20 protein-coding genes and 1 pseudogene are annotated in these 24,909 nt (G+C 71.3%); 14 read left to right on the top strand and 7 right to left on the bottom strand.

All coding sequences use genetic code 11. The features are described 5' to 3' along the window. Positions 1-4 precede the first annotated feature (4 nt). Entirely contained in the window at positions 5-475 is a 471-nt protein-coding gene (locus tag ACGF0D_RS39365) for an NUDIX hydrolase (protein ID WP_392924883.1), read from the bottom strand. After that, positions 472-1,227 (bottom strand): XRE family transcriptional regulator, encoded by a 756-nt coding sequence (locus ACGF0D_RS39360; protein WP_392924882.1) that lies wholly within the window; start codon positions 1,225-1,227, stop codon positions 472-474. The genes ACGF0D_RS39365 and ACGF0D_RS39360 overlap by 4 nt, the downstream gene beginning before the upstream one ends. Before the next feature lie 181 nt (positions 1,228-1,408). Between ACGF0D_RS39360 and ACGF0D_RS39355 the strand changes: the two genes are divergently transcribed. From ACGF0D_RS39355 to ACGF0D_RS39340, 4 genes are read left to right on the top strand one after another with little or no spacing between them, the layout of a single operon-like run. After that, entirely contained in the window at positions 1,409-1,561 is a 153-nt protein-coding gene (locus ACGF0D_RS39355) for a hypothetical protein (protein WP_392924880.1), read from the top strand. Positions 1,562-1,569: 8 nt separating this feature from the next. Beyond that, positions 1,570-3,015: a hypothetical protein gene (locus ACGF0D_RS39350; RefSeq protein ID WP_392924878.1), complete on the top strand. Its 1,446-nt coding sequence runs from the start codon at positions 1,570-1,572 to the stop codon at positions 3,013-3,015. A 49-nt stretch (positions 3,016-3,064) separates the two neighbouring features. Beyond that, complete coding sequence (locus ACGF0D_RS39345) at positions 3,065-3,277, top strand: hypothetical protein (RefSeq protein WP_392924877.1); 213 nt, start codon at positions 3,065-3,067, stop codon at positions 3,275-3,277. After that, on the top strand, positions 3,274-4,746 hold the full coding sequence (locus tag ACGF0D_RS39340; protein WP_392924875.1) for a LuxR C-terminal-related transcriptional regulator: 1,473 nt from the start codon (positions 3,274-3,276) through the stop codon (positions 4,744-4,746). Before ACGF0D_RS39345 ends, ACGF0D_RS39340 begins: the two co-directional genes overlap by 4 nt. 235 nt (positions 4,747-4,981) lie before the next feature. Here ACGF0D_RS39340 and ACGF0D_RS39335 read toward each other — a convergent pair whose 3' ends face one another. Together ACGF0D_RS39335 and ACGF0D_RS39330 are read right to left on the bottom strand one after the other, a co-directional pair. Further along, entirely contained in the window at positions 4,982-6,133 is a 1,152-nt protein-coding gene (locus tag ACGF0D_RS39335; RefSeq protein WP_392924873.1) for a ParB/RepB/Spo0J family partition protein, read from the bottom strand. Further along, a complete protein-coding gene (locus ACGF0D_RS39330; protein ID WP_359902473.1) occupies positions 6,133-6,771 on the bottom strand; it encodes a ParA family protein in 639 nt (212 codons plus the stop codon). The genes ACGF0D_RS39335 and ACGF0D_RS39330 overlap by 1 nt, the downstream gene beginning before the upstream one ends. A 609-nt stretch (positions 6,772-7,380) precedes the next feature. Here ACGF0D_RS39330 and ACGF0D_RS39325 point away from each other — a divergent pair. The 10 genes and pseudogenes from ACGF0D_RS39325 (at position 7,381) to ACGF0D_RS39280 (ending at position 17,594) form a co-directional block, all read left to right on the top strand. Next, positions 7,381-7,890 (top strand): DUF2199 domain-containing protein, encoded by a 510-nt coding sequence (locus tag ACGF0D_RS39325; protein ID WP_392924871.1) that lies wholly within the window; start codon positions 7,381-7,383, stop codon positions 7,888-7,890. 19 nt (positions 7,891-7,909) lie between these two features. Beyond that, a pseudogene (locus ACGF0D_RS39320) lies at positions 7,910-8,242 on the top strand (DUF2625 family protein); the annotation flags it as partial. A 119-nt stretch (positions 8,243-8,361) separates the two neighbouring features. Further along, positions 8,362-8,583, top strand: coding sequence for a hypothetical protein (locus ACGF0D_RS39315; protein ID WP_392924870.1), 222 nt, complete (start codon positions 8,362-8,364; stop codon positions 8,581-8,583). A gap of 17 nt (positions 8,584-8,600) precedes the next feature. Continuing rightward, the gene (locus ACGF0D_RS39310) at positions 8,601-8,930 is read left to right on the top strand and encodes a hypothetical protein (RefSeq protein ID WP_392924868.1); all 330 of its coding nucleotides are present in this window, start codon (positions 8,601-8,603) and stop codon (positions 8,928-8,930) included. 760 nt (positions 8,931-9,690) lie between these two features. Continuing rightward, positions 9,691-10,275, top strand: coding sequence for an RNA polymerase sigma factor (locus ACGF0D_RS39305; protein ID WP_392924866.1), 585 nt, complete (start codon positions 9,691-9,693; stop codon positions 10,273-10,275). Further along, complete coding sequence (locus tag ACGF0D_RS39300; RefSeq protein WP_392924865.1) at positions 10,272-11,612, top strand: hypothetical protein; 1,341 nt, start codon at positions 10,272-10,274, stop codon at positions 11,610-11,612. Before ACGF0D_RS39305 ends, ACGF0D_RS39300 begins: the two co-directional genes overlap by 4 nt. 329 nt (positions 11,613-11,941) lie before the next feature. Further along, positions 11,942-12,433, top strand: coding sequence for a hypothetical protein (locus tag ACGF0D_RS39295; RefSeq protein ID WP_392924863.1), 492 nt, complete (start codon positions 11,942-11,944; stop codon positions 12,431-12,433). Positions 12,434-12,588: 155 nt separating this feature from the next. Continuing rightward, a complete protein-coding gene (locus tag ACGF0D_RS39290; RefSeq protein WP_392924861.1) occupies positions 12,589-13,125 on the top strand; it encodes a hypothetical protein in 537 nt (178 codons plus the stop codon). 100 nt (positions 13,126-13,225) lie between these two features. After that, positions 13,226-13,894 carry a hypothetical protein gene (locus ACGF0D_RS39285; protein WP_392924859.1) on the top strand — a complete coding sequence of 223 codons (669 nt, stop codon included), beginning with the start codon at positions 13,226-13,228 and terminating at the stop codon, positions 13,892-13,894. 379 nt (positions 13,895-14,273) lie between these two features. Continuing rightward, positions 14,274-17,594 (top strand): NB-ARC domain-containing protein, encoded by a 3,321-nt coding sequence (locus ACGF0D_RS39280; RefSeq protein ID WP_392924857.1) that lies wholly within the window; start codon positions 14,274-14,276, stop codon positions 17,592-17,594. A gap of 113 nt (positions 17,595-17,707) precedes the next feature. Here ACGF0D_RS39280 and ACGF0D_RS39275 read toward each other — a convergent pair whose 3' ends face one another. From ACGF0D_RS39275 to ACGF0D_RS39265, 3 genes are all read right to left on the bottom strand, one after another. Then, entirely contained in the window at positions 17,708-18,100 is a 393-nt protein-coding gene (locus tag ACGF0D_RS39275) for a DUF2690 domain-containing protein (protein ID WP_392924856.1), read from the bottom strand. A 448-nt stretch (positions 18,101-18,548) separates the two neighbouring features. After that, positions 18,549-19,517 (bottom strand): transcriptional regulator, encoded by a 969-nt coding sequence (locus ACGF0D_RS39270; RefSeq protein WP_392924854.1) that lies wholly within the window; start codon positions 19,515-19,517, stop codon positions 18,549-18,551. A gap of 423 nt (positions 19,518-19,940) precedes the next feature. Next, entirely contained in the window at positions 19,941-24,545 is a 4,605-nt protein-coding gene (locus tag ACGF0D_RS39265) for a sacsin N-terminal ATP-binding-like domain-containing protein (RefSeq protein ID WP_392924852.1), read from the bottom strand. Between the last annotated feature and the right edge of the window lie 364 nt (positions 24,546-24,909).

The following is a 24,909-nucleotide window of genomic DNA, read 5'->3' as shown; positions in this document are numbered from 1 at the left end:
GCGCTCAACCGAGGTGCGGGGTCTCCCCGTTCCGGAAGCCGTGGTCGAGGCGGAGCCTGGTCGTCGGGGCGATGTCGAGCCCGTCCAGGTCCTCCCGCGGCACCCAGCGGACCTCGAAGGACTCGGAACTGGCGGCGAGCCGGCCGCCCACCGGCCTCGCGCGGAAGCACAGGGAGAACTCCTGGCGCACCTCCCCGTCGGAGAACTCGATCACGTGGCCGGGATCGCTGTACGTGCCGACGAGGCCGGTGACTTCGACCTCGATGCCGGTCTCCTCCCGCACCTCCCGCACGACGGCCCCCGGAAGGTCCTCACCGATCTCCAGGACCCCGCCCGGCATGCCCCAGCGGCCGTTGTCGGAGCGCCGCTCCAGCAGGAGTTCGCCGCGCCCGTTCACCACGAACGCGGTGACGGCGGGCACGATCCGCTGCGCCCGCGGGGCATTCGGGTCGTCGAAGTAGTCGGTACGGCTCATGGTGCCTGCCTCGGTAGCGGAAGCGGTACGGCACCGGACCAGACCTTCTCGAAGCTCTCCTGGTAGGTCGAGACCAGCCGGGCGCCATGGACGCGGCGCAGGTGGAGCACCGGGGTGAGCGGTGCGCTCACGCCGTAGATCTGGGTGTTGACCAGCATCTCGTCGTCGAACCAGTACAGGGAGTTGTGCAGCGTGGACCGGTGTACCCGGAACTCGATGCCGGGTGTGCCGTGGAGCGGACGGTAGAGCTTGATGACCTCGCGCACCTTGTACGCGACGCCTTCGCCGATCTCCTCCTCCTCGCCCCGCCGTGCGATCTCCGGGCTCTCCGGGTCACCGAGCAGCAGCCGAACTCGCACCCCCGCCCGTGCCCGTTCGGTGAGCGCCCGGTGCCACCGCGGGTTCTGGGCCAGGTGGACGCCGGCGTGGACCAGGATTCCGATGTCGCTCGCGGCCCGCTCGGCGAACTGCACCCACGACTCCGGTGGCACGGAGGAGCGATGGGGGTAGACGTGGACGATCTCGGCGTCGGCCTCGTCCAGCCGCCGGGTTTCGGACTTCGCGTCCGGCCAGAGGTAGTCCTCGTCGATCTGCAGCTTGGCCGCGGCCGCCTGGCGGTGCCGCCGGTACGGTTCCCGGTTCCTGAGGATCCAGCGTTCCACCGTCTTGGCGTCGACACCGCAGTGCTCCGCCAGCTCCTGCTCGGTCACCCCTCGGACGACCAGCGCCGACCGGAGGCGTTCGTTCGCCATGGTGCTCCCGATGAGGGACGTCTTGGGACGTGCTGAGGCCTCAGGACGATACCGAGGACGTCCCAGGACGTCCAGCTCGGCTCTGATCACGTCCCCTTCCTCGGAGGCATCCTGAGTCCCCGCCGGTTCGGATACCGCATCGGTCGGCTCGAACTCACCCGCTCATCTGCGGAGACCTGCCATGAACCCGAGTGTTCCCAGCACCATCGCCGGCACCCCGGTCGACACCGCCGGCGTCCTGGCCGCCGTCCACGTCAGCTCCGGGGGACTCGCCCTCGGGGTCCCCCCGGGTGCGGACCGCGGCGAAGCGGACCGCCGGGCGGCCGCGGCATGACCGCGGCCATGCCCGTGAAGGGCGCCGGGAGGCCCCTGCGGCCCCTGCCGCTGCCCGGACTCCTGTCCGCCGTCCACATTCCCGACCCCCACAGCCCCGGCATGGCCGGCCTGGCCTCCTACCTGGCCCGGCGCCACGCTCGGGTGACGGTCTCGTCGGCGCCCCTCGATGCCCGCCCCGACCTGCGCCGAAAGCTCGAACGGTGCAGTGTCCGTCTGCAGGCGACCACCCCCGGGGGGATCCCGCTGATCTGGGGCGGGGACAACACCGCGATCCAGGACATCCTCGACCACGCCGTCGGCCGGGGCCTTCCCATACTGGGCCATGACCGGGCCGTCGAGCTGCTGGCCGGGACGGCTCCGGTCACGGTCGCCGTCGCGGGCAGCCATTCGACCACCATGGCGGCTGCCGCGCTCACCTGCGCGCTCGCCCGCCGTGACCCCGGGTGGATCCTCGCCGAGGCCCCGAAAGGGGACTCCGTCGGCCACGACGGCGACGGGGAGGTCCTGGTCGCGGACCTCTGTCCGGACAGCTCCGGTCATGAGACGTCGCCGCCCGGTTGGCGCTTCCGCACCCTCGGTGAAGGGCTGCGTCCGACCGTCACACTGATCACCGCCGCGGACGCGGCACCGCCGTGCTGGTGGAACCAGCCGGAGGCGCTGGACCGGATGGAGGCCCTCGCCCGGCGGAGCGAGACGGTGGTGGTGTGGGCCGCCCAGCCGGGCTGCCAGGAACTGGCGGACCGGCTGCGCAGGCACCGCCCGGGTCCCAGGGTGGTGGCCGTCGGCCGCGGCACCGACACGGACGTGCAGGTCCTCCGGACGTTCTGGACCGGAGAGGACCACCGCGTCACCGTCCAGGCCGACGGCGAGCGTCACACGTTCACCGTGCCGGTCGCCGGAACGAACAACGCCATGGCCGTGGCAGCCGCGTGGGCCGCGGGCTGGGCCCTCGGTGTTCCCGGCACCGAACTCACCGACGGGCTCGGCGCGTTCGCGGGCGTCGAACGGTCGCTGACCCGGCTCGGCTCGGCCGGCGGCATCGACGTCGTGGAGTCCAGGGCCGTACACCCGGGGGAGATCGCCGCCGACCTCCAGGGCGCCCGGATGCTCACCGAAGGCGCGGTGGTGGCCGTGTACGAGCCCTCCGGGCACCTGCGGTCGAACGCCCTCGCCGGTCCGATCGCCGACGCCCTGAGCGCCGCCGACCGGACCGTGCTGCTGCCCGTCCACTCGACGTTCCCCCGGCACCGGAACCGGGCCGACGGCGGCGAAGCCATCCTCAACGCCGGTTCCACCGACACGGTGATCCGGCACGAGCCCGGCCTGCACCAAGCGGGCGCCGACGCCCTCGTCGCCTCCCTCGTCCAGCGGGGCGACCTGATCCTGACCATCGGTCCGCACCTGGCCCGGCAGATCGGGCCCTCGCTGCTGGCCGTGCTGGACCAGACGTAGCCGCCGACCCGGCAGCCCCCTTCCGCCCCGCTCCTCCTGGAGATCCGCCATGCCCGTGTCCCTTCCCGGCAAACCCGACCTGTCCGACGCCGACGTCGTCCTCCTGCAGCAGGTGGCCCGCGGTGCCCTGTACGAGGCGACCAACCGTGCCACCGGAAGCGGGGAGGCCAAGGTCGGCGTGGCCGTCCACGCCCCGGTGGCCAGGGTCGGTGCGAAGTCGCGTTCCACGCCGCCGCACCGGGCGCGGGCTGGGAGCCGGTGAGCGACGTGCACGCGGTGAACGCCACCGGCAGGCCGCTGCCGGAGCGGCACGTCGCGCTGATGGACAGGGTCGGTCTCGGGCTGACGAACGCGGCGATCGGCGCGGCACTGAACCTGACGGTCGACACCGTCAAGAGCCACCTGCACCAGGCGTACGACCGCTTGGGGACGGCGAACCGGGTCCAGGCCTTCGCCCGGGCATGGCAGTCCGGCCTGCTCACCCGTTCCGCCCCGGTGAGCGCTCCGCCGCCCCTTACCGACGAACAGACGTTGATCCTCCGGATCTGGGCGGCGGGCGGGAACCGCCCCGACGTCGTCCGCGCACTCGAGGTCCGGGAACGCGCGGCGGAGCTCTACGAGGACGCCGTGCTGGACGCCTTCCGCACGCGCAAGCGCGTCGTCGCCGTCCGCCAGGCGCTGGAGCACCAGCTGATCGATCCGGCCCGGGACACCCTGGCCGACCTCACCACACCCATGGCGGCTGATTCGGGTCAGGGCCGCACCGGGCACCACCGGACGACGGGAGGCGGCGGTGCATCCGGCCCCGTCGCCGCGCCGGCGGAGCCCGACCACCGCTCCGCCCCGCTGGAGCACGCCGTCGCGGTGCTGCGATCCGCGCGCGGTCTGGCCGTGCACCTCGGCGCGCTGGACTGCCTCCCGGACGTGCCCTCGCTGAAGCAGGTTCTGGCCGGAACCGCGCCCCGCGGTGCGACACCGGCCGCCGTACGGCTGGTGCACCAGGCGCTGGCCCTCGGCGCCCCGTGCGCACTGGTCCTCCCGGCGGCCGCGGTCGATCCGGGACGTGCCGTCGAGACGGTCGGTCTGGGAGCGGCCTGGTCGTGCGCCGTGCGCCAGAGCGCGTACGACGGCACCGCCGCCTACGTGGAAGCCGCCCACCGCCTCGGAGTACCGGCCGAGGACGTGCTGGCCGTCTGCACCGCCGACCAGGCGCCCGTGGCGGCGGCAGCCGGGTTCCGCAGGGTCCTGACGGCCACGAGCATCGCGCTGAGGACGGAGCAACGGCGTGCTCCCCGGCCCGAGTTGAACGCGCTGGAACGCCGGATCGCCGAGTTGGCCGCCCGGGGGCTGAGCATCCCCGAGATCGGCGTCCGGGTCCACACCGGGGAGTACCTGGTCCGGACCCGTCTGGCCGACCTCCGCCGACGCGCCGCTACCGTCGACGACGCCCACCTGGTCGCGCGCCTGATCGCGGCCGAGCTGATCGACACCGGGCCGCTGCGGCGCGAACTGCCCGAGCACGTGCCCGAGCTGGACCGGACGGGTCGGGCCGTGACCGTCCTCATCTGCACCGGTACGTCGAGCGAAGCCGGTGCCAACGGCATCGGGCTGACCCTGCCCACGGCCCGCGCGATCGAACGGCGGGTCGTCCGCGCACTCTCGTGGCGCGGCAGCCGCACCCACGCCGCAGCCGTCGCCGTGCTCACCGGCATCGTCGCACTGCCGCGGTGACCGTCTCCGGGCTCCTGCCCGACCCCGGCCGGACCGGTGGTGTCGACCAGGCGCGAGAACCGGCCGCACCGTCGCATCCGGACGGAGGTCGCGGACGGCGGGTTCGGGCCCGATGGCGGGCTCGTCAGCGTGCGCGAGAGGAACCGGGTGCCGGGGCACCTGAGCGACTGGCCTTCCGCAATACTCCCTGGTGTTCCCGCCCCGCTCTGAGCGGGGCGGGAACACCAGGGACGCGTCAGCCGCCCGTCGTCAGCAACCGGTTGGCCAGGGCGTCGGCGAGGCGGTAGGCCTCGTCGGCCGAGAGGGTGCGGCAGATGGCATCTGCCAGTTCCTCGACGTTGTGCCAGTCGACGTCGCCGAGTTCCGGCCGCAGGACGGCCGACGGCTGCTCGTCCGACGGGGCCACGGCCCGCTGCTCCGGCATCGGGAGAGGCTCGGAATTTTCCGCGGAAAATCGGTCGGTGCTCTGAACAGGCTCAGCGCTCGCGACCGAGTTGCGGAGAGTGGGCTCCGGCCGGGGAGCGACGGGAACCGGCATCTCCACGGCTGCCGGCGCCACCTCCGCAGCCGGCTGAACCGCGGGCGCGGCAGCGGGCTGCGGTGCGGGAGCCTCAGCCGGTGCCTTGGCGGCGGCCTTGGCCTCCAGCTTCGCTGCGCGCCTGGCGGCCACCGCGTCGGCGTCGGCCTGGAGCAGCTGCTCCAGTTCCGCCGTCTGACCGGCCAGGGACATCGCCTCGATGCCCTTGACCGAACCGAGCCGGCGGGCGACGTTGATGGAGATGCCCTCCTCGCCGCGCGCCTTGGCCCGCACCTGGCGCTGCAGCTCGGGGTGGAGCTTCAGCAGGTTCTTGCGGTGCGAGATCCAGCTCTGGGACCAGCCCTCCGCCTCGGCCGCCTCCTTGGCGGTCGGGTACTGCGCCACGATGAGCAGGACCGCGTTGGCCTCCTCGATCGGGTCGAAGTCCTTGCGCGCCATGTTCTCGTCGAGCGCGGCCCGCAGCAGGGTCGCCTTGGACTCCGCCACCGCGTCGTCCACGACGACGAGCAGCTGCTCGCGCCCGTACAGCTCCGCGGCCGCCCGTCGGCGGTTGCCGTTGACGACGATGACGTCCTGCGGGCCCGCGCCCAGCGTCTGCCGGTCCTCCGGCCACAGCCGCAGGTAGGCGGCCGGGGTGACGGCGAGGCAGCTCTGCAGCTGGCGGTCCTTGATGCTCGCCAGGTCGGAGAGGTCGCCCAGCTCGTCGCGGGGGTTGCGCGGGTTGGGCAGGCAGCTGACGGTGGGGATCCACTTGGCCACCGGGGCACTGTTGTTGGCACTGTCCACGCCGGGGGCGTCGACGACCGGGTCGCCGGCCATCGAGGCGAAGGAAACGCGACGGCCTGCCATCAGCGGCCCCCGTAACCGAGCTCGAGGGACAGGCGGAAGAAGTCCTCGCGGGCCCGGTAGGCGGTACCGCTCTCCTTGTACTGGGTGACGACCGTTCCCTCGGCCACCGCACGCGAGTGGATTTTGTACCGGCGCAGGACGGTCTTGGCGCGGGGCCAGCCCTTCGCCGTGATGTACGCCTCGGTGTCCTCCAGGTCGGCGCGACCGTCCCGGGGGTCCCAGTTGTTGACGACGATCCGGAAGGGGATGTCCATCGGCTCGATGACCTTCTGGATGGTCCGGGCCGTCGGGTCGAAGCAGAGCGGCTCGGTGATCATCGGGACCAGGACGTCGTCCGCGATCTCCAGGGCTCGGCGCAGGATCTCCTCGTCGGCCAGGGTGCCCGGCGTGTCGATGAAGATGTGCTGGTACTCGTCCTTCTCACCGAGGACGTCGAAGGTGCACGCCGCGAGGTTGACCGTGGTGGTGGTCTTGCCCACGCCGCCCTTCTGGTTGGCGATGACGTGGATCTTCGCGCCGGTCTTCTTCAGGTGGATCAGCTGCTCGGCGTGGTCGTGTGCCGCCATGAAGTCGAAGGGCAGGTTGTCTCCCACCCGCTCGGCCCAGACGACGGCGGACCCCTGGGGGTCTGTGGACACGACAAGCACGGATGGCTTCATGATGTTCCGTTCTCTCCGTGGGCTTCCCGGGCGGACTGCCCGGTACTGCGGATGCCCGCCGCTCAAAGCCGTGGACGGCGGACGGGGAACAGCATTCCAGATGATCAGCCCGGAGCCTGACACGACCCGCGTGTCATGGAGCACAGAATGCGGGGCGATGGGGGCTTGTTTCCCGGCAGGCTCCCAAATTTTCAGGTTTCCCACCTGTGGTGATGTCCAGGTTCCGGAGGGGGGAACTAATGCACAGAGTCATTTACCTCGACTGTGCAGCGCGGATGTTGAGCACTTTGTCAGGCCGCGTGGCCGTGACAGGATGTGTGGCGTCGCTTGATGGCGTGGAGTAGCACGGTGGCCAACCGGCGCTCCTGCGCCGGGTCCTCGGTGGTCGCCAACAGGACCGTGAACCAGTCGCGGATGGTGTCGCCATCCCATCTCCACTGCTATCTCCCCCGTTCCGCTGCGACCCTGCCGGACAGGGCCGCACGCCGCCACGGTGCCCAAGGCAGTACGAACGAGCGCCCGGTCTCCTGTCCGCCCACCGCCGACGCGGACAACTGCGATGTCGCAGGCAACCTCTAGGCTCGCACCATGTCCGACGACCCCGGTTTCACCTGCACCTGCTGCGGCGGCCAGCACGCCGAACTTCCTCTGAACTACTCGACCATGGCCCCCGACGCCTGGGATCCCGCCCTCGAGACCGACCCGCACAGCATGCTGTCATCCGACCAATGCGTCATCGGGGGCGAGCACTTCTTCGTCAAGGGGCTGATCGAGATACCCGTGATCGGCAGCGGGGACGTCTTCTCCTGGGGTGTGTGGGTCTCCCTCAGCGGAACCAACTTCGCCCGGGCCCTGGACCTGTGGGAGACGGACGGCCGCGAGGCGGAGGAGCCGTACTTCGGCTGGCTCTGCACCGGGCTCCCCGTCTACGGGGCAGACACCGTCAATCTCAAAACCCGCGTCCACACCCGCCCGGTCGGGCAACGCCCCTTCATCGAGCTGGAGCCCACCGACCACCCGCTCGCCGTCGAGCAGCGCACCGGGATCACGCGCGAGCGCGTTCGCGAGATCGCGGCGGCGGTGACGCACCGGGCATGACCCCGCCGGCGCGGTCCGTCCGGGCGCACCGGGGCAGATGACCTACTTCGCCCCCGACACCCTGCAGTGGGAGGCCTTGGAGGTGGGCCACTCCGCGTGGGTGTCCTGGCTCCTCTCGCGCCGTCTGGAGGAGTTCTACGACGGGCTGCGCTGGCCCGGGCGCGCGGAGGCGGAGGAACTGGCCCTGTCCCAGGGGATCGCGGTGTACCCGTTCCTCTGGTCGCAGGAGGCACGGGCGGACCTGGCCGCCACATCCCGGCGGGCGGAGCCGATGCACGAAGTCCTCAGGTCCGCGGCCGAGTCCTCGGGGCTGCTCGGGCTGTCCGACCCCGGGTTCCTCGGGGCGGCGTAGGGCTCCCCGGACCGGTGCGCCAAGGCGCACCCGGGGCGTGGCGCTCCGGGTGCGCCTTGGCGCACCGGATGGCGTAGCCCTCCTCGCGAGTCGCCCGGGCGTTGAGAAGACTGACCAGCGTGTCCTCCACCGAGAACGGCGGAACTTCCCTGCACGAGCGGGTCCTTGTCGGCGCGCTGCAGGTGAGGACCTCGCGCGGCCCGCTCACCGCCGAAGCCGTGGTCCTCACCCAGGGGTGCCTCCACACCCCGTCCCCGTGGCCGGTCGGCATGCCCCGCCGCGGCAACGGCGGCACCGGGTTCCCCAACGCCTGGCGCATCGCCGCGGATCACCCCACCTGACGTACACCGAGGGGTACGTGATCGAGGGCGACGGCACGGTCTCCCGCCACGCCTGGTGCACCGACGAGCACGGCCGCGCCCTCGACCCGACCTGGCCCGACGGGCGTGCCTGCGGCTACGCCGGAATCGGCATGGCCACGGGCTGGGTCGCGGCCGTCCAGTGGCGCACCTGCACGCGGACGCGGTTCCCCGGCGTCCTGGACAGCGCGGTCCAGCACACCAGGGACGCCGACCGGGTCCTCTCGTACGGGGTCCCGGAGGCGGCGCTCCGCACGCTCGGCCGGGAGCTGCCGGGAGGGGCGGCGCGTCCGCGGTGGGAGGCCCGGAGGTTCGACCGGGTCGCCTGACGTACGGTGAGGTCCCTTCGGGCGCGTCGGAGCCGCAGGCATCGGCTTCACGTTGCTGCGGGTGTGGCCCTTGCGGCGCTTCCAGTCGTTGGCTCGGCCCCGGCCCTGCTCTTGATCGGCTCGGTTCTCGTGATGCTGCCCTCGTCCGGCCGAAGATCCCAGTTACCTCGACCACTTCGTCGACGGTCATACCGAACCGGAGCGGTCCAACGCCGACAGCCGACGAGTAGGACCGTTTGTCCCATTCGATGACTTTGAAACCGGTTTCGGTTTTGAACGCCACAGTCGCTCTCACCAGTCAGTCGACCGACGGCAACTCGGCACCGTTCGACGGCGTCAAGGACACCGCACTGTGCCGCTGAACCGCACCTCCGGGTAGCCACCGGACAGCCGACGGAGCATCGTGTCCCCCGTCTTCGAGATTTTCCGGATCGGGAAGTTCACGCCGAGGGGGTTCTTCGCCACTTACCTGTGAAGGGCCCAAATCGGGCCGGCGACATGAGGTGAGGGATGGCATGGATCCGCTCGCTGCTTCGGCGGTGGTGACCGTATCGGGCCTGGGGGTTCGCGTAGTCGCTGCGGTGTGCCAGTGCATGAGGCTACGTTGGCGGGTACGTCAGGAGCACGCGCACCGGCAGACCCTGGTGGCCCTGGCCCGGTCTCTGCCCGGGGGAAGCCGCCTCCGTGAGGTCCGCAGCGACGGCAGCAGCTTGAGCCTGACGATCCCACAGCAGTCGACGCGGCCGGGAGGACGGAACAGGTGAACGACAGGGAGCCTTCGGAGGGCGGCATCGCCCCGGGGTTATCGGCTCTGCCCGGTCCCGGAGGCCCGCAGGCGGCGACCGGCACCGAACTGCCGGTGCAGGAACAGTTCGCCGCCTTCTACCGCGGCTTCACACCCAGGCTGGTGGGCTTCCTCATGTGGCAGGGCGCCCCCGGGCAGGTGGCGGCCGACCTCGCCCAGGAGGCGATGATCAGTGCGTACCGAGGGTGGCGGGACATCCGGTCACCAGAGGCCTGGACGCGGAAGGTCGCCTCCCGAGGACTGGTGCGCCACTTCAGCCGGGTCGAGGAGGACCCGGTCAGCCAGGTGCCCGAAGTCGTGAACGCCCTGCTGCCGCGTCCCGACGAGTTGGCGGAGTGGGAGAACACGCAGGTCCTCACGGACCTCCTGCACGGCCTGCCGCCACGCCAGCGTCAGGTCCTGGCCTGGAGCGTGTCGGGCTACAGCCCGTCGGAGATCGCCGAAGAACTGGCCCTCGATCCCGCGGCGGTGCGTGCGAACCTGCTGAAGGCCCGCCGCGCGGTCGCTCGGCACATGAAAGCCGGAGAGGAGGACTCATGACCGACGCATCGATGCCGCACCCCGACGACGACGCGGTGGACCGGTGGCTCACCGCGCAGCAAAGCAGGCACGTCAACGGCCTGACCGGCTTCCTGGACGTGGAGGCAGGCCTGCGGGAGGCGCTCGTCTACGCACGCCACGACGCAATGGTCCAGGACCTGGCACAGACGCTGGACATCGAGGGCGGCCTGGCGGCGATCCTCCCGGGCGCAACGCCCGCGCCTGCCAACACGGAGCCCGCCCCCGCCAACAGTGGGTCAGCCATTGACGAAGACCTTCACTCGGGCCTCGTCGCCCTAACCCCTCGGAAGCGCCTCTGGCTGCGCCCGCAGCCCGCGATCTCCGCCAGCGTCAAAGTGGGACCCCTTGTCCGCGTCCTCGATTTGGCCTTCGAACTCAACCAAGCCCTCGCCCGTGGCCTCGATCTTGCCCGCAGCCTCGACTTCGACCGTGACCGCGTCGTCGATCTTGCCCACAACCTGGCCCTCCTTCGCGCCCTCGGTCGCGACCTCGACTACGTCTGCGGTCCCGGCGGTGTTTTCAATCTGAGCCTCAACCAGGACGTCATCGACCCTGCCCTGAACCGAGCGAACGCTCTCAACCGCGCTCTCGGTCGCGCCAGCAACTACGTCTCCCAGATGGTCCGCGACCTCGCCCACGACCTTGAGAGCAGCCACCGCCTCGCGCGCAACCTCAGCGTGGCCCCCAACCTCAACCTCGGCCGAACCGTCGAGCGGAACCTCGTCGACCTCCTCGCTCGCGGTCTTGGGCTAGCCCGCGAGCTGGCCCGCAGCCTCGTCCTCTACATCGCCGACGATCTCCGCCTAGGCCTCGTCGACCCCCGCAACCGCGCCTTCCACATCTCCCCCGATGTCGTCCGCGTCATCGCCTGCGCCCGCGAGCTCGCCAACGAGCTCGGCCATAATCACGCCTTCGACCCCGTTCGCGGCCTCACCCAGGACCACGACCCCAGTATCGCCACCGGCCGCGAGCGCCTCGCCCTCAGCCAGGACCTCGCCCACGGCCAAGCCCTCGCGCGCGACCTTGACAGCACCCTCAACCAGGCCGTTCACGGTCTGCTTGGACTGGATGTCGCCGGCGAGATCGCACCGGAGGCGCTTTACGACCTGCTCGACGATTTCACTCAGGCCGATCTGAGCACCGTGGATCTGGCCGGCATCGACCTGGAAGGGATTCGGTGGTCCGACTACGCCACGCGCTGGCCGGCTGCGATGGACATCGGACGGTTGAGGGAGCAGTCGCTGGAAACCCCCGTCGGCTCCGGCATCTACACAGTGCGCCGGGGTACGACAGCGACCGACCTCGTACGGGTTTAAGGGGCGAGCCGGTGCCTGCCGGGGCTACGCACGCAGCCTCGGCAGGCGTCGGTGGCCTCATTGCAACAGGGCATCGGGGCGAGACGCTATCCAGAGCCACATGGTGGCGCGGCCGGTAGGCAACAGCCAGTCGGCCAGTTCGAGGTGCACGGAAGTACGACGACCGCCGAGGATCAGGACACCGTCGGCACGGTGAAGTTCGTCGGCGACGACGAGATCCCCGAGGGGTGAATGCCCGGTCCTTTCCTGCGGGTCTGCACGTGTTCCAAGGCTGATGCGTGCCGCTGCCCGAACAACAATCCTCCTTGCAGAGTCGTATACGAGTCCATATGATCTCTGTAGAGTCGTATACGACACCGGAGGAAGCCATGGATCGGGAAGCCTTGAGGGCGGCGGTCGTCGATGCCCTCGCCGACGTTGCTGCCGCACAGGAGAAGCTCACCGGTCTCCTTGCCGATATTGATGGCACGGAGGCTGCGGTGAACATCCCTCGGCAGGGCCGCTGGACTCGCGAACAGGTCGAACTGCTGTGGGGAAAGGTCAAGCACCTGGCCGGAGTTCGCGCGTTGTTCGAGGCCACCGCCGCAAAGCCGGGCGACACGGTCACGTTCGCGGAGCTCCTTGATCGCTCGGGGCTCGATGAGCAGCAGCAGCGGAATGAGCACGCACGCCTCAGCCGGATCGCTGCCGACCTGTTCGGGAAGAAGCGTTGGCCGATCGAGAACTGGCAGGGTGGACATGACGGAGACACCGGCAAGACCCAGATGATCTATCGGATGGATACCGAAGTCGCGGAGTGGTGGCTCGGTTTGGCTCAGTGAACGGAACTTTCATGAGTGCGACCGAGCAGGACCGGCCGATATCGACTGAAGATCGTTTCCCGAGCTCGGCGTGATCGTTTCCCGCCTGGGCCAGGGCGACCGGTGTCGGTCGAATTCCCGTTGATCCTCGCTACCTGGGCTGACACGATCGTCTGGTGGTGAGCCCTGATGATTCGGTCGGTCAGCGCGTGCAGCAGGTGAGGAGCTCCTTGTTCCATGCCCACGATGCCCGCAGCGAGCCGGAGCGCGTCCGGATCCTCGCTCCGGCGGACGACCAGGCCGTGACGGCAGGTCGGTTGCCCGACGCTGAGGAGGAAGGCCTGGTCCTTGGTCCGCACGACGCAGACCGGTCGGCCTCGATACTGCTCGGCGTTCTTGTCGGCCGGACTCCGGCCTGCCATGCGGCACGGGACGCGGTGCTTGCCGGAGGCGCCTGCCGGATCGGTGGCGGGCTCGTGCCCGCCGGATCGCTGGCCGGCACCTACTCCGTCAGGCTCGAACACACGCGGGCCAAGGGCATCGAGACAGTCGGGCTTCCCGAGTCGCTGAGGGCTCTGAAGGAGTACGGCGGCGAGCCGGTCCGGCTGGGGTTCGTTGACAGCCCGGACAGCTCGTGGCACTTCGTTGTCTTCATATCCGCGGATGGCAGCTCGCTGGTGGCCGTCACCGGCGTCCGACAGCGCAGATCCTGAGGCTGCCGGACGGCCGGTGGTGCGTACTCACGACGGTCCGCGGAAAGCATCTGCGTCACAGCTTCCGCGGATGTCGGCGGCGCGACGGAGAATGCTCGGCATGGCTGCCATCTCTCCCGCATCACGCCTTGTCACGGCGGCCGCTCGTGACGTTCTTCGCCCCCTTGGCCTGCGGCAGCGTGGCAGGTCCCGGACGTGGATCGACGACCACGGGTGGTGGCTGGGTGTGGTCGAGTTCCAGCCGTCGAGCTGGAGCCAGGGCTCCTACCTCAACGTCGGTGTGATGTGGCTCTGGCAGGACTCCGACCACGTGGAGTTCCACGTCGGCGGTCGGCAAGCCGGCCACGAGTCCTTCGAGGACGAAGCCCAGTTCATGCCCCTCGCGATGGACCTCGCGCGGGTGGCCGCAGACGAGATCATCGAGTATCGCGACCGGTTCGCCAGCTTGGAGAGCACAGCCCAGTACTTGGCAGCCCGTCCCGCCCGGCGCGGGAACCCGTGGGACAACTACCACGCCGGCCTGGCCGCAGGGCTCGTCGGCGATAGTCACACGGCCCATGACCGGCTCGGTCGGGCCGCGCAGCAACTGTCCGGCACGGACATCCCCTGGATGGTCCAAGCCCACCGAGCCGCCCTGCAGCTCCGCGACATGGCCGACGACACCGAGGCTCTCCGGAGCTGGGCGGCCGAACGGACCGCCTCATGCCGGCAGAGACTGAAGCTCGGGCCGCCTCCGGCCACGACTCCGGAGGAACGTCAACGACCGTGAGGCCTACCTCGAGCGCCAGCGCGGGTGAACGCCAGGGCGGGGATTCGTCTCCCCCGCCATCGGTCCATTGCTCCTGCATCGGGGCGGTCCTCTGTTCTGATTCCGGATTCTGGTAACTGGTCACCGTGGTTCGCGCGGTCGGCAGACACCCGAGGGACTTCTTCACCGCTCCCGGACCTGCGCCCGCTTCACCTGCGAACGAGCTCGGGGCTCCCGTCGGCAGGCCGTGCTCCGCGATACTGAGCCCATGAGCGACGGGACTTCGACCCGCAACGACATGAGCGGGACGGTCTACGGGACTGCCGTTCAGGCCCGCACCGTCATCCTCGGTAGCGGACATGCCGGACAGGCCGGACGTGACCCACGTCGCAGTGTGTGGATGGCACCGGAGCCGACCCGCAGGCTCGTCGAGCGCGCCGAGCTCTCTGACCGTCTGACAGGCCTGCTGGTGCCGGGCGGGGCGGATGTGGGGGTGGTCGGCTCCGGCGGCTTCGGCAAGACGACCCTCGTCGCCCAGGCCTGCTCCAGGGTGCGGGCGACGTTTCCCGGCGGTGTCCTGTGGGTCACGTTGGGCGAGAACGTTCCGGATCCGGTTCTCGCGGACAAGATCAACGACCTGAGTGAGCTGTTGACCGGCCGGCGGCCGGCCCTGACCGACCCGTCCACGGCCGGCTACGCGCTCGGCGAGCTGCTGCGCGAGCGCGAGCCCACCCTGCTCGTCGTCGACGACCTCTGGGCGGCGAGCCGGCTCGACCCCTTCCCCGTCGGCCCGAACCTGGCGCGCCTGGTGACCAGCCGGATGCGCGGCACGCTCCACACGGCCTGCGAGATCCTCAAGGTCGACCGGATGAGCCCCGGGGAGAGCGATTCGCTCCTGTCCAGCGGGGTGCCCGGGCTGACCCGTACCGAACGGCTGACACGCCTGACCGGCGGCTGGCCGCTGCTGCTGTCCCTGACCAACAGCGCCATCCGGCAGGGGATCGAGGACGGGCTGACCGCGGACGAGGCCGCCGAGCTGATCGGCGACCAGCTCGTCCAGGACGGGCCCGACAGCCTCGATCTGGACAGCTCCGACCGCAGGGAGCAGGCCGTCGCGATGACCGTCGAGGCGAGTCTGCGGCGGCTGGACGGCCCGGGCCGGCAATGCTGCCTGCAGCTGGGCGTCCTCCCCGAGGATGTCGCCGTCCCCACCGAGGTCATCGGTCTGCTGTGGGCGACGGGCGGCCTCGATCCCGCCGGGAGCAGACGCCTGATCAGGAGGCTCGCCGACCTGTCGCTGATCACCGTCACGGGCACCGCCGTCCTGGTGCACGACGTACTTCGCGCCTACCTGCGGCAGGTCCTCGGCCCCAGGGGGGTCGTCGAGGTCAATGCCGCGATGTTCCACGCGTTGTGCGCGCAGGCGACTCCCGAGCCCGGCGCACCGGCCGACTGGACCACGGCGCTCCCGTACACCCGCAGGCACCTGGCGGGCCACGCCGCCGAGTCCGGGCTGCTCGACCCCCTGCTGCTGGACGCGGGGTTCCTGCTCGACGCGGCCCAACCGGAGTTGTCCGCCTGCCTGGACGCCGCCCGCAGTGACGAGGCCCGGGCCGCCGCCGGCGTCTACCGCCGCGTCGCGCACCACCTGCGCGACGCGCCCGCCGCGGACCGGCCCGCCTATCTCGCGCTCGCCGCGCAGCGGGCCGGGGCCGCGGCTCTCGCCGCCGGGGCCTCCGCACGGGCGGAGCAGGCGTCCTGGCTCAGTTCGTGGGCACGCTGGAACCCCGAGACGGAACACACCGTCCTCGCCCGGCACGAGAGCGCCGTCGTCCACGTCGCCGTCGCGTGCCTGCGGGACGGCCGGAGTTGGGCCGTCAGCGCCGATCTCGACGGTGACGTGCGCGTCGTGGACCTGGTGAGCAACGAGAGCATCAACCCCCCTTGGCTCCTGCCGGACCGGCGGTGGCGCACCGTCCGGTGTGTCGCGCTGCCGGACGGCCGCCACCTCGTCGTCATACATGACTGGATCGACGGGTTGCGGGTCAGGGACCTGGTGTCCGGGGAGGACGTGGAGTTCGAGGGCCAGGAGGACGTCGGGGGCGTCAGCGAGATCGTCTGTACGGACCATGCCGGCCGCACCGTCGTGGTGGTGGCGTGCTGGGACGGCACCGTCCGCGCCTGGGACGCGGAGACCGGGCGGCACGTCGGCCGGCAGATCTCCCTCCCGGACGACGGCGGCGCCCCCTTCCGGACCGTCGCGGCGGGCACCCTGGCGAACGGTCACCTCGCGGTGGCTGTCGCCAACGAGAAGGCCCCCGTCCGGCTGTGGGACCTGGAAAGCGGAGAACCGAGCGACCACACGATTCCCGGCGACCCGGTCAGGACCATGCTCATCGCCTGGGGGCCGAGCGGTCTGTTCACCGCCGGGGACTCCAGCATGGTTCAGCGGTGGGACGCCTCGACCAGAGCGGCGACGTGGATTCCGCTCGCCACCGGCCAGGGGCCTTACCTCTCCGCTCTGCTCTGCACACGCGCGGCCGGCACCGACGTGGTGATCAGCGGTGGCGGACGGGGCACGGTCCGCATGTGGGACGCGTCCACGGGAGAGCCCCGCGGAGGACCGCTGACCGCGCACGACAGCTCCGTCCGCTCACTCGCCTGGGCCGAACTGGCCGACGGGCGCGCGGTCCTGGTGACCGGCGGCAATGAGAACACCGCACGGTCGTGGGAGTCACAGGCCTTCGACGGCCGGTCGCACCGCGAGCTGGTGCTGCCACCCGTCACCAGCGTGCTCCGGGCCGCAGGCCGCACGGTGAGCGGTCACACCGACGGTGTGCTGCGGGTCTGGGACTCCGACAAGGCGGTCGCCGAGCTCGCCGGAGCCTCCGCGGTCCTGGCCCAACACGGCGACCTCGTCATCGGAGCCGGGCGCCGGGAGGAGGAGGACGAGGAGGACGTCCTGCGGGTCTGGCGGCTGGCCGACGGGCAGCAGACCATGACGCCACGAGAGCTCCGCACGACGGGGACGGTGGCCTGCGTCGCCGAACTGGACGGCGAAGCGGTGGCCTTCGTCGGCGGGGAGGAAAACGTCGTCGAGGCGATACGACTGCGGACCGGCGAACGGCTGTGGCGCGCGCGCACCCGGGAACGCACCACATGGGAGAACCGCAACCGGCGTCCCCTGGAGGTCACCGCGATCACGACCGCCACCCTGCCGGACGGGCGGTCGGTCGTCGTCAGCGGCAGCGCGGACGGAACCATCCGCATCCGGGATCTGCGCACCGGGCGACGCGTCGGCGTGAGCATGAACTGCCGCAGCTCAGAACAGCCGAGCCCGGCCGCAGTCTGCGCCCTCGCCTGCACCCGTCTCCCGGACGGACGCGTCGTGGCGATCGCGTGCAGCGAGGACACCACCGATGCGACGGTCGCGGCATGGGATCTCGTGACCTGCCGCATCGCCGCCACCACGGCGATCGCCACCGACTGGACGCACCAAGCGGTCTGCGTGACGCTGCCGGACGGCTCCCCCGTCCTCGTGACCGCCGACACGATCCTGCGGATCTGGCCGCTCGACGCCCTGGACCGCGCCACCGCTTGGTTCCCCCTCTACGACATCGACCTCGACTCCCCCGTCCGAGCCCTGACCACAGGTCCGCCGGCCACCGTCGTCGCGGGGACGAGCAACGGTCTGGTCGAACTGCGACTGCGCCATCCCTGAACGCCCCACACCGCCCCGCCGCCCGGCTACCGCCACCACTCGAACCGGTCGTTCCCCTGCGGCGACCGCCCGTGGTGATCCAGGCGAGCTCCTGTCGCGACCCACCCCGCCGGTCAGACACCACCCTTGCGCCACTTCCCGTACGACCACTGGCCGTCGACGTCCAGGATCCCGACCCGATGCCGGTGATCGGCGCCGACCATGGCGGTGAAGGCGGGGCCCGGGGCGACGGTCGGGGCGTCGTAGGAGGCACCACCGTCGATCTGCACCCGGATCGTCGAGCCGTCCGACTCCTCACCCTGCGCCCAGACCGCGTCGCACTGCTTCGAGTACCGAAGCCACGCCTGGGGGTGCCGGTTGCTCCCGGGGTCGATCACCGTCCCCGGGATGGTCCGCGCGTCGGCCCCGCACCCCGTCGCCTTCGGGCTCCTGCCGTCGCAGGCGTTGCCGTGACAGGCCGGCGCGGCCGTCGCCACGGCGGGCGCGACGACCGGCGGCACCAGCACCGCAACGGCCGTGAGAACAAGAGCGGTGACCCCACCTGATGCGCGCACTGTCCATGCCCCTCTCCGTCAGCAGCCCCGGCGGGAACCGCTCGTCACCACGTAGGTACAGGCTCCTGGCCTGGATCGTTGACAAAAAGCCGCAGGATTCATCGGAAAGAGGACATCAGGCCCGGTAGGACCGCCGGCTCCGCTCTCAGCGGTCCTACCTGTCAGAACCGTCGGATCAGAGCGTTGAACGGGCGGACGGGCCAGGCCGCTGCCTGCCCGGGGCGTGGTGGGTGCGGCCGGTGGTCGCGTGGTCGGCGGTGGCGTGGCCCGATGCGCGGCTCATGCCACCGCCAGGTTCCGGACAGCGGCAGGTCAGGCCGGCTGGGCGACTGTCCCCGGGCGGGGGCTCCGGGGGGGGTCTGCCGGACCGGCGCTCCGGAGCGCTCCACACCGGAGCAGGTCACCTGGTGAGTTCCAGGAAGCTCCTGACGGCAGGGACCCTGCGGTGTTCTCCCAGCTTCGTTCTCAGGTCGCTCAGGGCCGTGCTGCCGCGGGCCGAGTCCACACCACCCAGGTGCTCCACCGCCTGGTGAGCCACGGCTACGGCCTGCTCGGCGTCGTCCAGTTCGAGGTGGGCCTCCGCGGCCCGTGCCTCGTAGATCGCCGCTCCTCGGGGGAAGGAGTCGCCGTCGTAGCCGTCGTCGCCCTCGGCTTTGCCGACGGTCGCCGCCTGCCGGAAGTGGTGCAGTGCCCTGTCCGGGTGGCCGAGGTTGAGTGCCGAACTGCCGAGGAGCTGGTGGATTTCTCCCAGATTGACCCAGTACAGCGAGGGGAGGTCGGCGTCGAGCGGGATCGCCTTGCCGTAGGCGGCCAGGGCGGCGTTCGCCTCCCGGTCCGAGGCCCGCTGGTCGCCGGCCCGGGCGTGGGCCCGGCAGGCGCGGGCGTGGAGCATCGCGAGCATGCGCGCGGACCCGGTGGCAACGCCGTGGGCGTGCGCCGCCTCGACCAGGGACACCGCGGCCCCGGGATCCCCGGTCGAGTAGCACTTGATGGCCCAAAAGGCGAGGGTGTTGGCGAGGACCTCCGGGTTACGCGCGGCCGCCGCGTCCTTCGCCGCGTCGGCGAAGTGCTGCTCCGCGCGTTCCGGGTTCCCGCTGTCGTACGCCGTCCAGCCTGCGGCTCGCTGGGCGTCGGCAGCGGCGGCGAGCAGGCGCAGGCCCGTGCTCTCGTCGTAGGTCGCGGTCCGCAGCGTCGCGGTGATCATGTCGTACTCGGCGACGGCGGCCTGGTGGACGCGGCCGGAGCCGATCCTGTCGTCGAGGTGGCGCAGGGCATCCAGGTGTTCTTCGTGAAGGGTGGCCAGGCCGCCGCCGACCCGGGAGCCGACGGTGGCGATGGCCGGAGTGGCCGTGCCCAGGGCGAGAGCCATGCCGCTGGCCGCGGATGTGATCAGGAACCGGCGCCGTTTCACGTGTTCACGGGCCTTTCGTGTGGCCTTCGGTGCGATCGGGTCTGCCCGGTTCCGGCGACGGGGTGCGACCCGTCTCAGGAACGCTTCCGTCTCTCATGCTCTGTGCCGAGGTCGCCGGAGCAGGTCCTCGAAGTCGCTCAACGGTGCCTGTCCTCCGTTGACGGCTCGACAGGTCCAGTGTCCCTTGGCCGGGCCGAATTTGGGAGTGGCTGGAACCGGATCCATACCCCGCACCAGGCACCGGCGGGAGGTGGTTCGGATTTTCCGCGGAAAATCCGAACCACCTCAGCCCCCGGTCAACCCGAGAAGGCCCTCGGCCGCGCTCCCGGGCGGCCGAGCAGCGGGCCGCCCGGGGGCTTCCGGGTGTGCCTTCCGGTCGGGTCAGGTTGTCGTCGGCCATTCCCACACCTTGGCCTGCAGATCGGCTCCGCGCAGGCCCTTGAGTCGGACGTCCGACACGGGCTCCGGGTCGAGCTTGGCCAGCGGGTCGCTGATCAGGGTCAGGGCCGATTTCCCTCCGCTGCCCTCGTTGAGGTGTTCGGCGATCACCAGGACGTAGTTCTCCCCCTGTTCCCACGCACGCTTGTACTCCGCGGCGGTGAGGGTGACGTCGCTCGGTCGGGCGCCGCCGTGTGCCTTGATCTCGTAGTAGCGGCCGGCGCTGTCGACCGCGTCGGCTCCGACGTTCTGCTGTCCGCGCTGGTCGAGGCTTTCCGCGTCCTCCCCGAGGACCGCGGCGAGGGTCCGGATGACCAGGGCCTCCTTGGAGCTGCTGTCCTGGTACCCGTGCCGGGCGGACTGCTCGCGGGGCACGGCACCGCCCGGCCGGGGCATCGACAAGCCGCCGGCCCGGGTGCGGGACCCATGCCGCGGCTGTGCCGGTACCGGTCCCCCGGTGGTGCTGGAAGCAGACCCGGTCAGGCGGACCGTGGGTTGGCCGAGCAGATCGATTCTGACCAGCCGTGGTGGCTCGGGCACGGCGGCATTGCGCGGCTCCGGCAGCGCCGGCGCGGGTGCTGTCGCCGTTGTGCCGTCGGGGGCCGACCGGGGCGCGGGTACCGGGGCGGTGGGCTTCGCCGAGGTGCGGCGCTTGACCCGCGCCGGGTTCGGCGAGAGGTCGGGTTTCGCGGGCGCTGTTGCCGACCGCAGGGAGCGGTCACGCAGCAGTTCGTTCCGTCGTTGCTGCTCCTCGAAGTCCCGCTGACTGGACGAGGTGAGGGGGACGGCATGACCGGTGGTGAGGGCCTCCTCCTCCCAGAAGTCCCGCCAGTGGCGGGCGACCAGGCCGCGGAAACCCCGGAAGTGGCAGGCCACGGCGGCCCCGGTGCCCGGTCGGGTGCTCAGTTCCGACGGGGCGGAGAGGAACAGTGCCTTGGCCGACCGGTCGATGTGGGCGCCGACGGGGATCTCCGACGGCTCGCGGTCCTTGCCCAGATCGGCCCTGACGCGCAGGCCCGGCAGGACGCGGACCTCCAGGCCCGTGAGCCACGCCCACTCCGTGAAGGAGTCGGCGGCCTCCGGCTCGTCGCGGACCAGGCGGTCCTGCAGGGTGGTGACGGCCCGCCGGAAGCTCTCGGTGAGACCCGAATCGGGCATGGCCGTGTCGGGTTCGACGGCCTCGGCCGAGGCCATGTCCAGCTGCTGCACCTTGAGCAGGCCCAGCAGTCCGGCGAACTGTTCCGTGTCGCCGCCCGGCTGCCAGAGCGGGACACGATCGTCCAGGGCCACCTCGACCGACCGGTGGGCGGCGACGGCGTAGATCGGGCGCTGTTTGGTCCAGCCGGTGCTGGTCCACAGCGGCAGCCAGTTCAGTTTCGAGCGCAGGCCCGGCGTGATGCTCGCACCTGCACCACCGACCAGCCTGTTCAGCGACCGCAGTGCCTCGAGCATCAGCCGCTGCTGGTCCCGTCCCGGAGGAACTCCGTCGGCGGCCAGCTCCTTGAGAACCTCGACCAGGTCCTCGGGACCCGGCTCCTCGATTCCCAGAACCTGCCAGAGCGGCAGCAGCTCGGCTCCGGGCGGAACGAACGCGCGCATGCCGTACAGGATGGCGGTGCCTCGGAAGCAGTCGTCGGGACTGCGCCAGCCGAGGTCGGTGAGGACGAGGGCGTCGTCGCCCCCCAGCGCCGCCGCGACCCGCTTCTCGACCTGCGCGCGAGGGGTGTCGGCCGGGCGTTCCGTCAGACGCCGGGCAAGCGCCCGGTAGACCAGGTAGACCTCGGTCTTCAGCTCCTCCGCCGCGGCACCGGTGCCCAGCGGCCGCTTGCGCAGTTTCCGGAGGCGGCCGATCAACTGCGGGATGTCTGGGTCGCCGGCCACCCCGAGGGCCGTGCGCACCTCGGCCCGGTTGGACAGCGCGTGCTGGAGTTCCGCGTGCAGGTAGTTCGGCTCGTCCTGTCCGTAGAGCGCTTCGGCGTCAGGGGTGCGCAACTGGAGCCGGCCGGGGCGGCGCAGAACGCCCTTCTCGTCCTCCAGCCACGCGATGTCGCGCAGGTTCCATACCCACAGCGCGGGGACGGAGCCCTTCACGGTCCAGCCGTGATAGGCCGTGGCGGCCTCGACCGTCGCCTCACGACTGGTGATCGGCTTGCCCAGGGAGTGGAGTAGCGCTGCCGTGCGCCGCCTGCGCTCGGAGACGTTCCGCTCCATGACGATGTTCCTGACGACTCGGTCGAGGTCCGGCGAGGCCTGGTCGTTCAGGGTGTGCGTGGCCCGGAGTCGTGCCATCGCGTCGTGGCGCCCCGCGGGAGACGGCCAGGTGTCATGGGGCAGCCCTATCCGCTTGTCGTGGGACCTCTCGTACTTCTTCATCAACCCCCGCACCACCGGGGCGAGCCGGGGCGTGTCCGCCACACCCAGCAGGCGGAGGAACGCCGTGGGGCTCAGGCCACCGCTCCGCGAGACGGACAGAAGCGTCTTGGCGTAGGAGCGGTGGGCCCAGAGGAGTCCCGGGGTCTTGCGCGCGGCGGTCGCGAACCGGTCGCTGCCCGCGCTCTCCAGCGCCCGGGGGAGGTAGAGCCGGTCGGGCGCCGCCTGGCAGGTCTTCTCCTCGCCGTCCGCTTCGTACTCGTACGCGTCGAGCCGCACGGTCCGGCCGATTCCCGGGCCCAGTCGTTCGCGCTCCGAGGCCGGGAGCTCGGCCAGGGCCCGTTGGAGCAGGACCAGCTGGTCGGTTCCGGAGATCTCGGGGGTCGGCAGGCGGCTGCTGGTACCGCCCAGGTGTGCGATGCGGCCCAGGACCGCCGCGGTGTCGTCGCGGCGAACCAGGTAGCCGCTCCTGCGCAGCCAGCCGGTGACCCGCCGGGCCGCCTCATCGTCGTTCCAGTAGGCAGGGTGCAGGTCCCGCAGGATGCCCAACGGGTCCAGTAGTCCGGTTTCCTGGCGGCCGGCGAACCGGTGCTCGTACGGGGCGAGCCGCTGACCGTCGACTGTGGCGAGGCAGGCCCGGTAACACAGCGTGTACTCCAGGCCGGCGTCGAGGGCAGCGGCGGTGAGGCGGACCGTGCGGTCGACATCGTAGGAGGGCCGCTTGAGCAGCCCGATGGCGTCCGAGACCTCGACCTCGTCCGGGAGGTCCACCGCACCGACGGCCCTCCAGTCGGAGAGCACCGCGCGCCAACGTCCGTCCTGGTCGCGGGCGGCAGCCGGGAAGCAGCGCTCCAGCTCCGCCAGCTGCGCGGTGTCCCACTCCGAGATCACCCCGGTGAGCTCCTCGGCCTCGACCGCGAGGTCGGCGAGCGGGACGGCCCTACCGTCCGGCACCGGCAGTGCGAGCGCACCGGCCACCTGCTCCCTGGCGCGCTCCAGGAACGCGCCGACGAGACGCTCGGGCAGCCCCGCCTTGCCGAGGGCGGACGCCGCGGTCAAGGGCAGCAGGTGCCAGGCCGACGGCTCCACCCGTCCGAGGACGTCGAGTACCGCGGCCTGCCACAGGTCGGCGACGACCGGGACCAGTGCCGAGTTCAAGGCGCTCGCGGCGAAGCCCTCGCGACTGACGACCGGGTCGAACTGCGAGTGCACCCGGGCAGGGACGGCGAGCGGGGCCACCGGCAGTCCCGCGTGGACGTACCCCGTCGCCGCTTCGTCCATCGGCAGCGCCACGGCCACGGGGACGGTCTCCCCGAGCTTCTTGTGCAACCGGTGCCACCCGGGCCGGGACGGGACCAGCGTGTCGTAGACGCGCCACAGGCGGCCCCCGGTGGTCCGGGCCTCCCGGACCCGGACGGCTTGCTCCGCACCGTCGACCGGCAGCCGCAGGGTGGTGACGTCCTGCCAGCTCAGCCGCAGCACCCTCGTCGGCCCCGGACCGGCGGTACCGTCGGTCGCCACCGTGACCTGTTCGAGGCGACGCAGGAAGAGCAGCGAGCTGTCCTGCCAGTTCTCGAACCAGGCGAGGAGTTCCTCGGCGGAGATGACCCCGGGGCCGAGCGGGATGCGGAAGACCGTCCACTCCCGCCCGGAGATGTCCGCCGGCAGGAGCGGCGGGTCGGCCGGGGCCAGGGTGACGTCGGCGAACCGGACGTGGTACGGGTGCCCGTGCACCTCCCAGGAGGTCGAGAGCATCCGGAGCGTCGCCAGGCCGATGCCGAACCGACCGGTGCTCCCGGAGTCCTGGCTCTTGCCGGTGACCCACGGCAGCCCGAGCCGCGGGATGTCGGCCAGGCGCAGGCCGCTGCCGTTGTGCGCGGCCAGGAGCTCGGTCGGCCGCCAGTGGAAGCGGATCTCGCGGGCCCCCGTGTCGTCGGCGTTCTGGACCATCTCGGAGAGGACCTGCAGCTTGTCCGAGGAGAGCGTCTCGGCGCCCCGCTGGGCGCCCTCCGCTACTCGCCGGAAGAGCTTCGGCACCTCGGCGATGCCTTCGTTGAACAGCCGGACGGCTCGGGCGGCCTCCTCCGGTGTCCGCGCCTCGACCCCCGGATCCGGCTCATCAGCCAGCAGGGCCCGTACGGCCTCCGCCAGTTCATCGTCGTTCCCACCCCTGGTCACACTGCATCCCCTTCCCGGACACGTTTTCTGGGCACAGCATCTGCACCTGACCGGAGATTCGTGCCGCCACCGTCCGGATCCGGCCACATGCGTGATGGCCGGGAATCCGCCCGACTAGGGGAGGAAACCAACGGGAGGAGCTGGGGTGGGGCCTGGTCTGGGCAACGGCCGGCCCCGCGAACCGGCCGGATCGGCACGGGAAAAGGCGCTCGGTGTCGGTAGCGAATGCTAGGAGCGGCCGTCGACCCGTAGCGCGTTCCTCTTCGGACCCGTGGGGGGGGGGGGGGGGGGGGGGGGGGGGGGGGGCGGGCCGGCGGGGGGGGGGGGCGGGCGGGGGGGTGCTGGTGGTGCAGCCCGCCCACCC

The sequence above is a fragment of the Kitasatospora sp. NPDC048298 genome, assembly GCF_043201465.1.
Classification (GTDB): Bacteria; Actinomycetota; Actinomycetes; order Streptomycetales; family Streptomycetaceae; genus Kitasatospora.
This window is presented reverse-complemented; position numbering and strand designations above follow the sequence as displayed.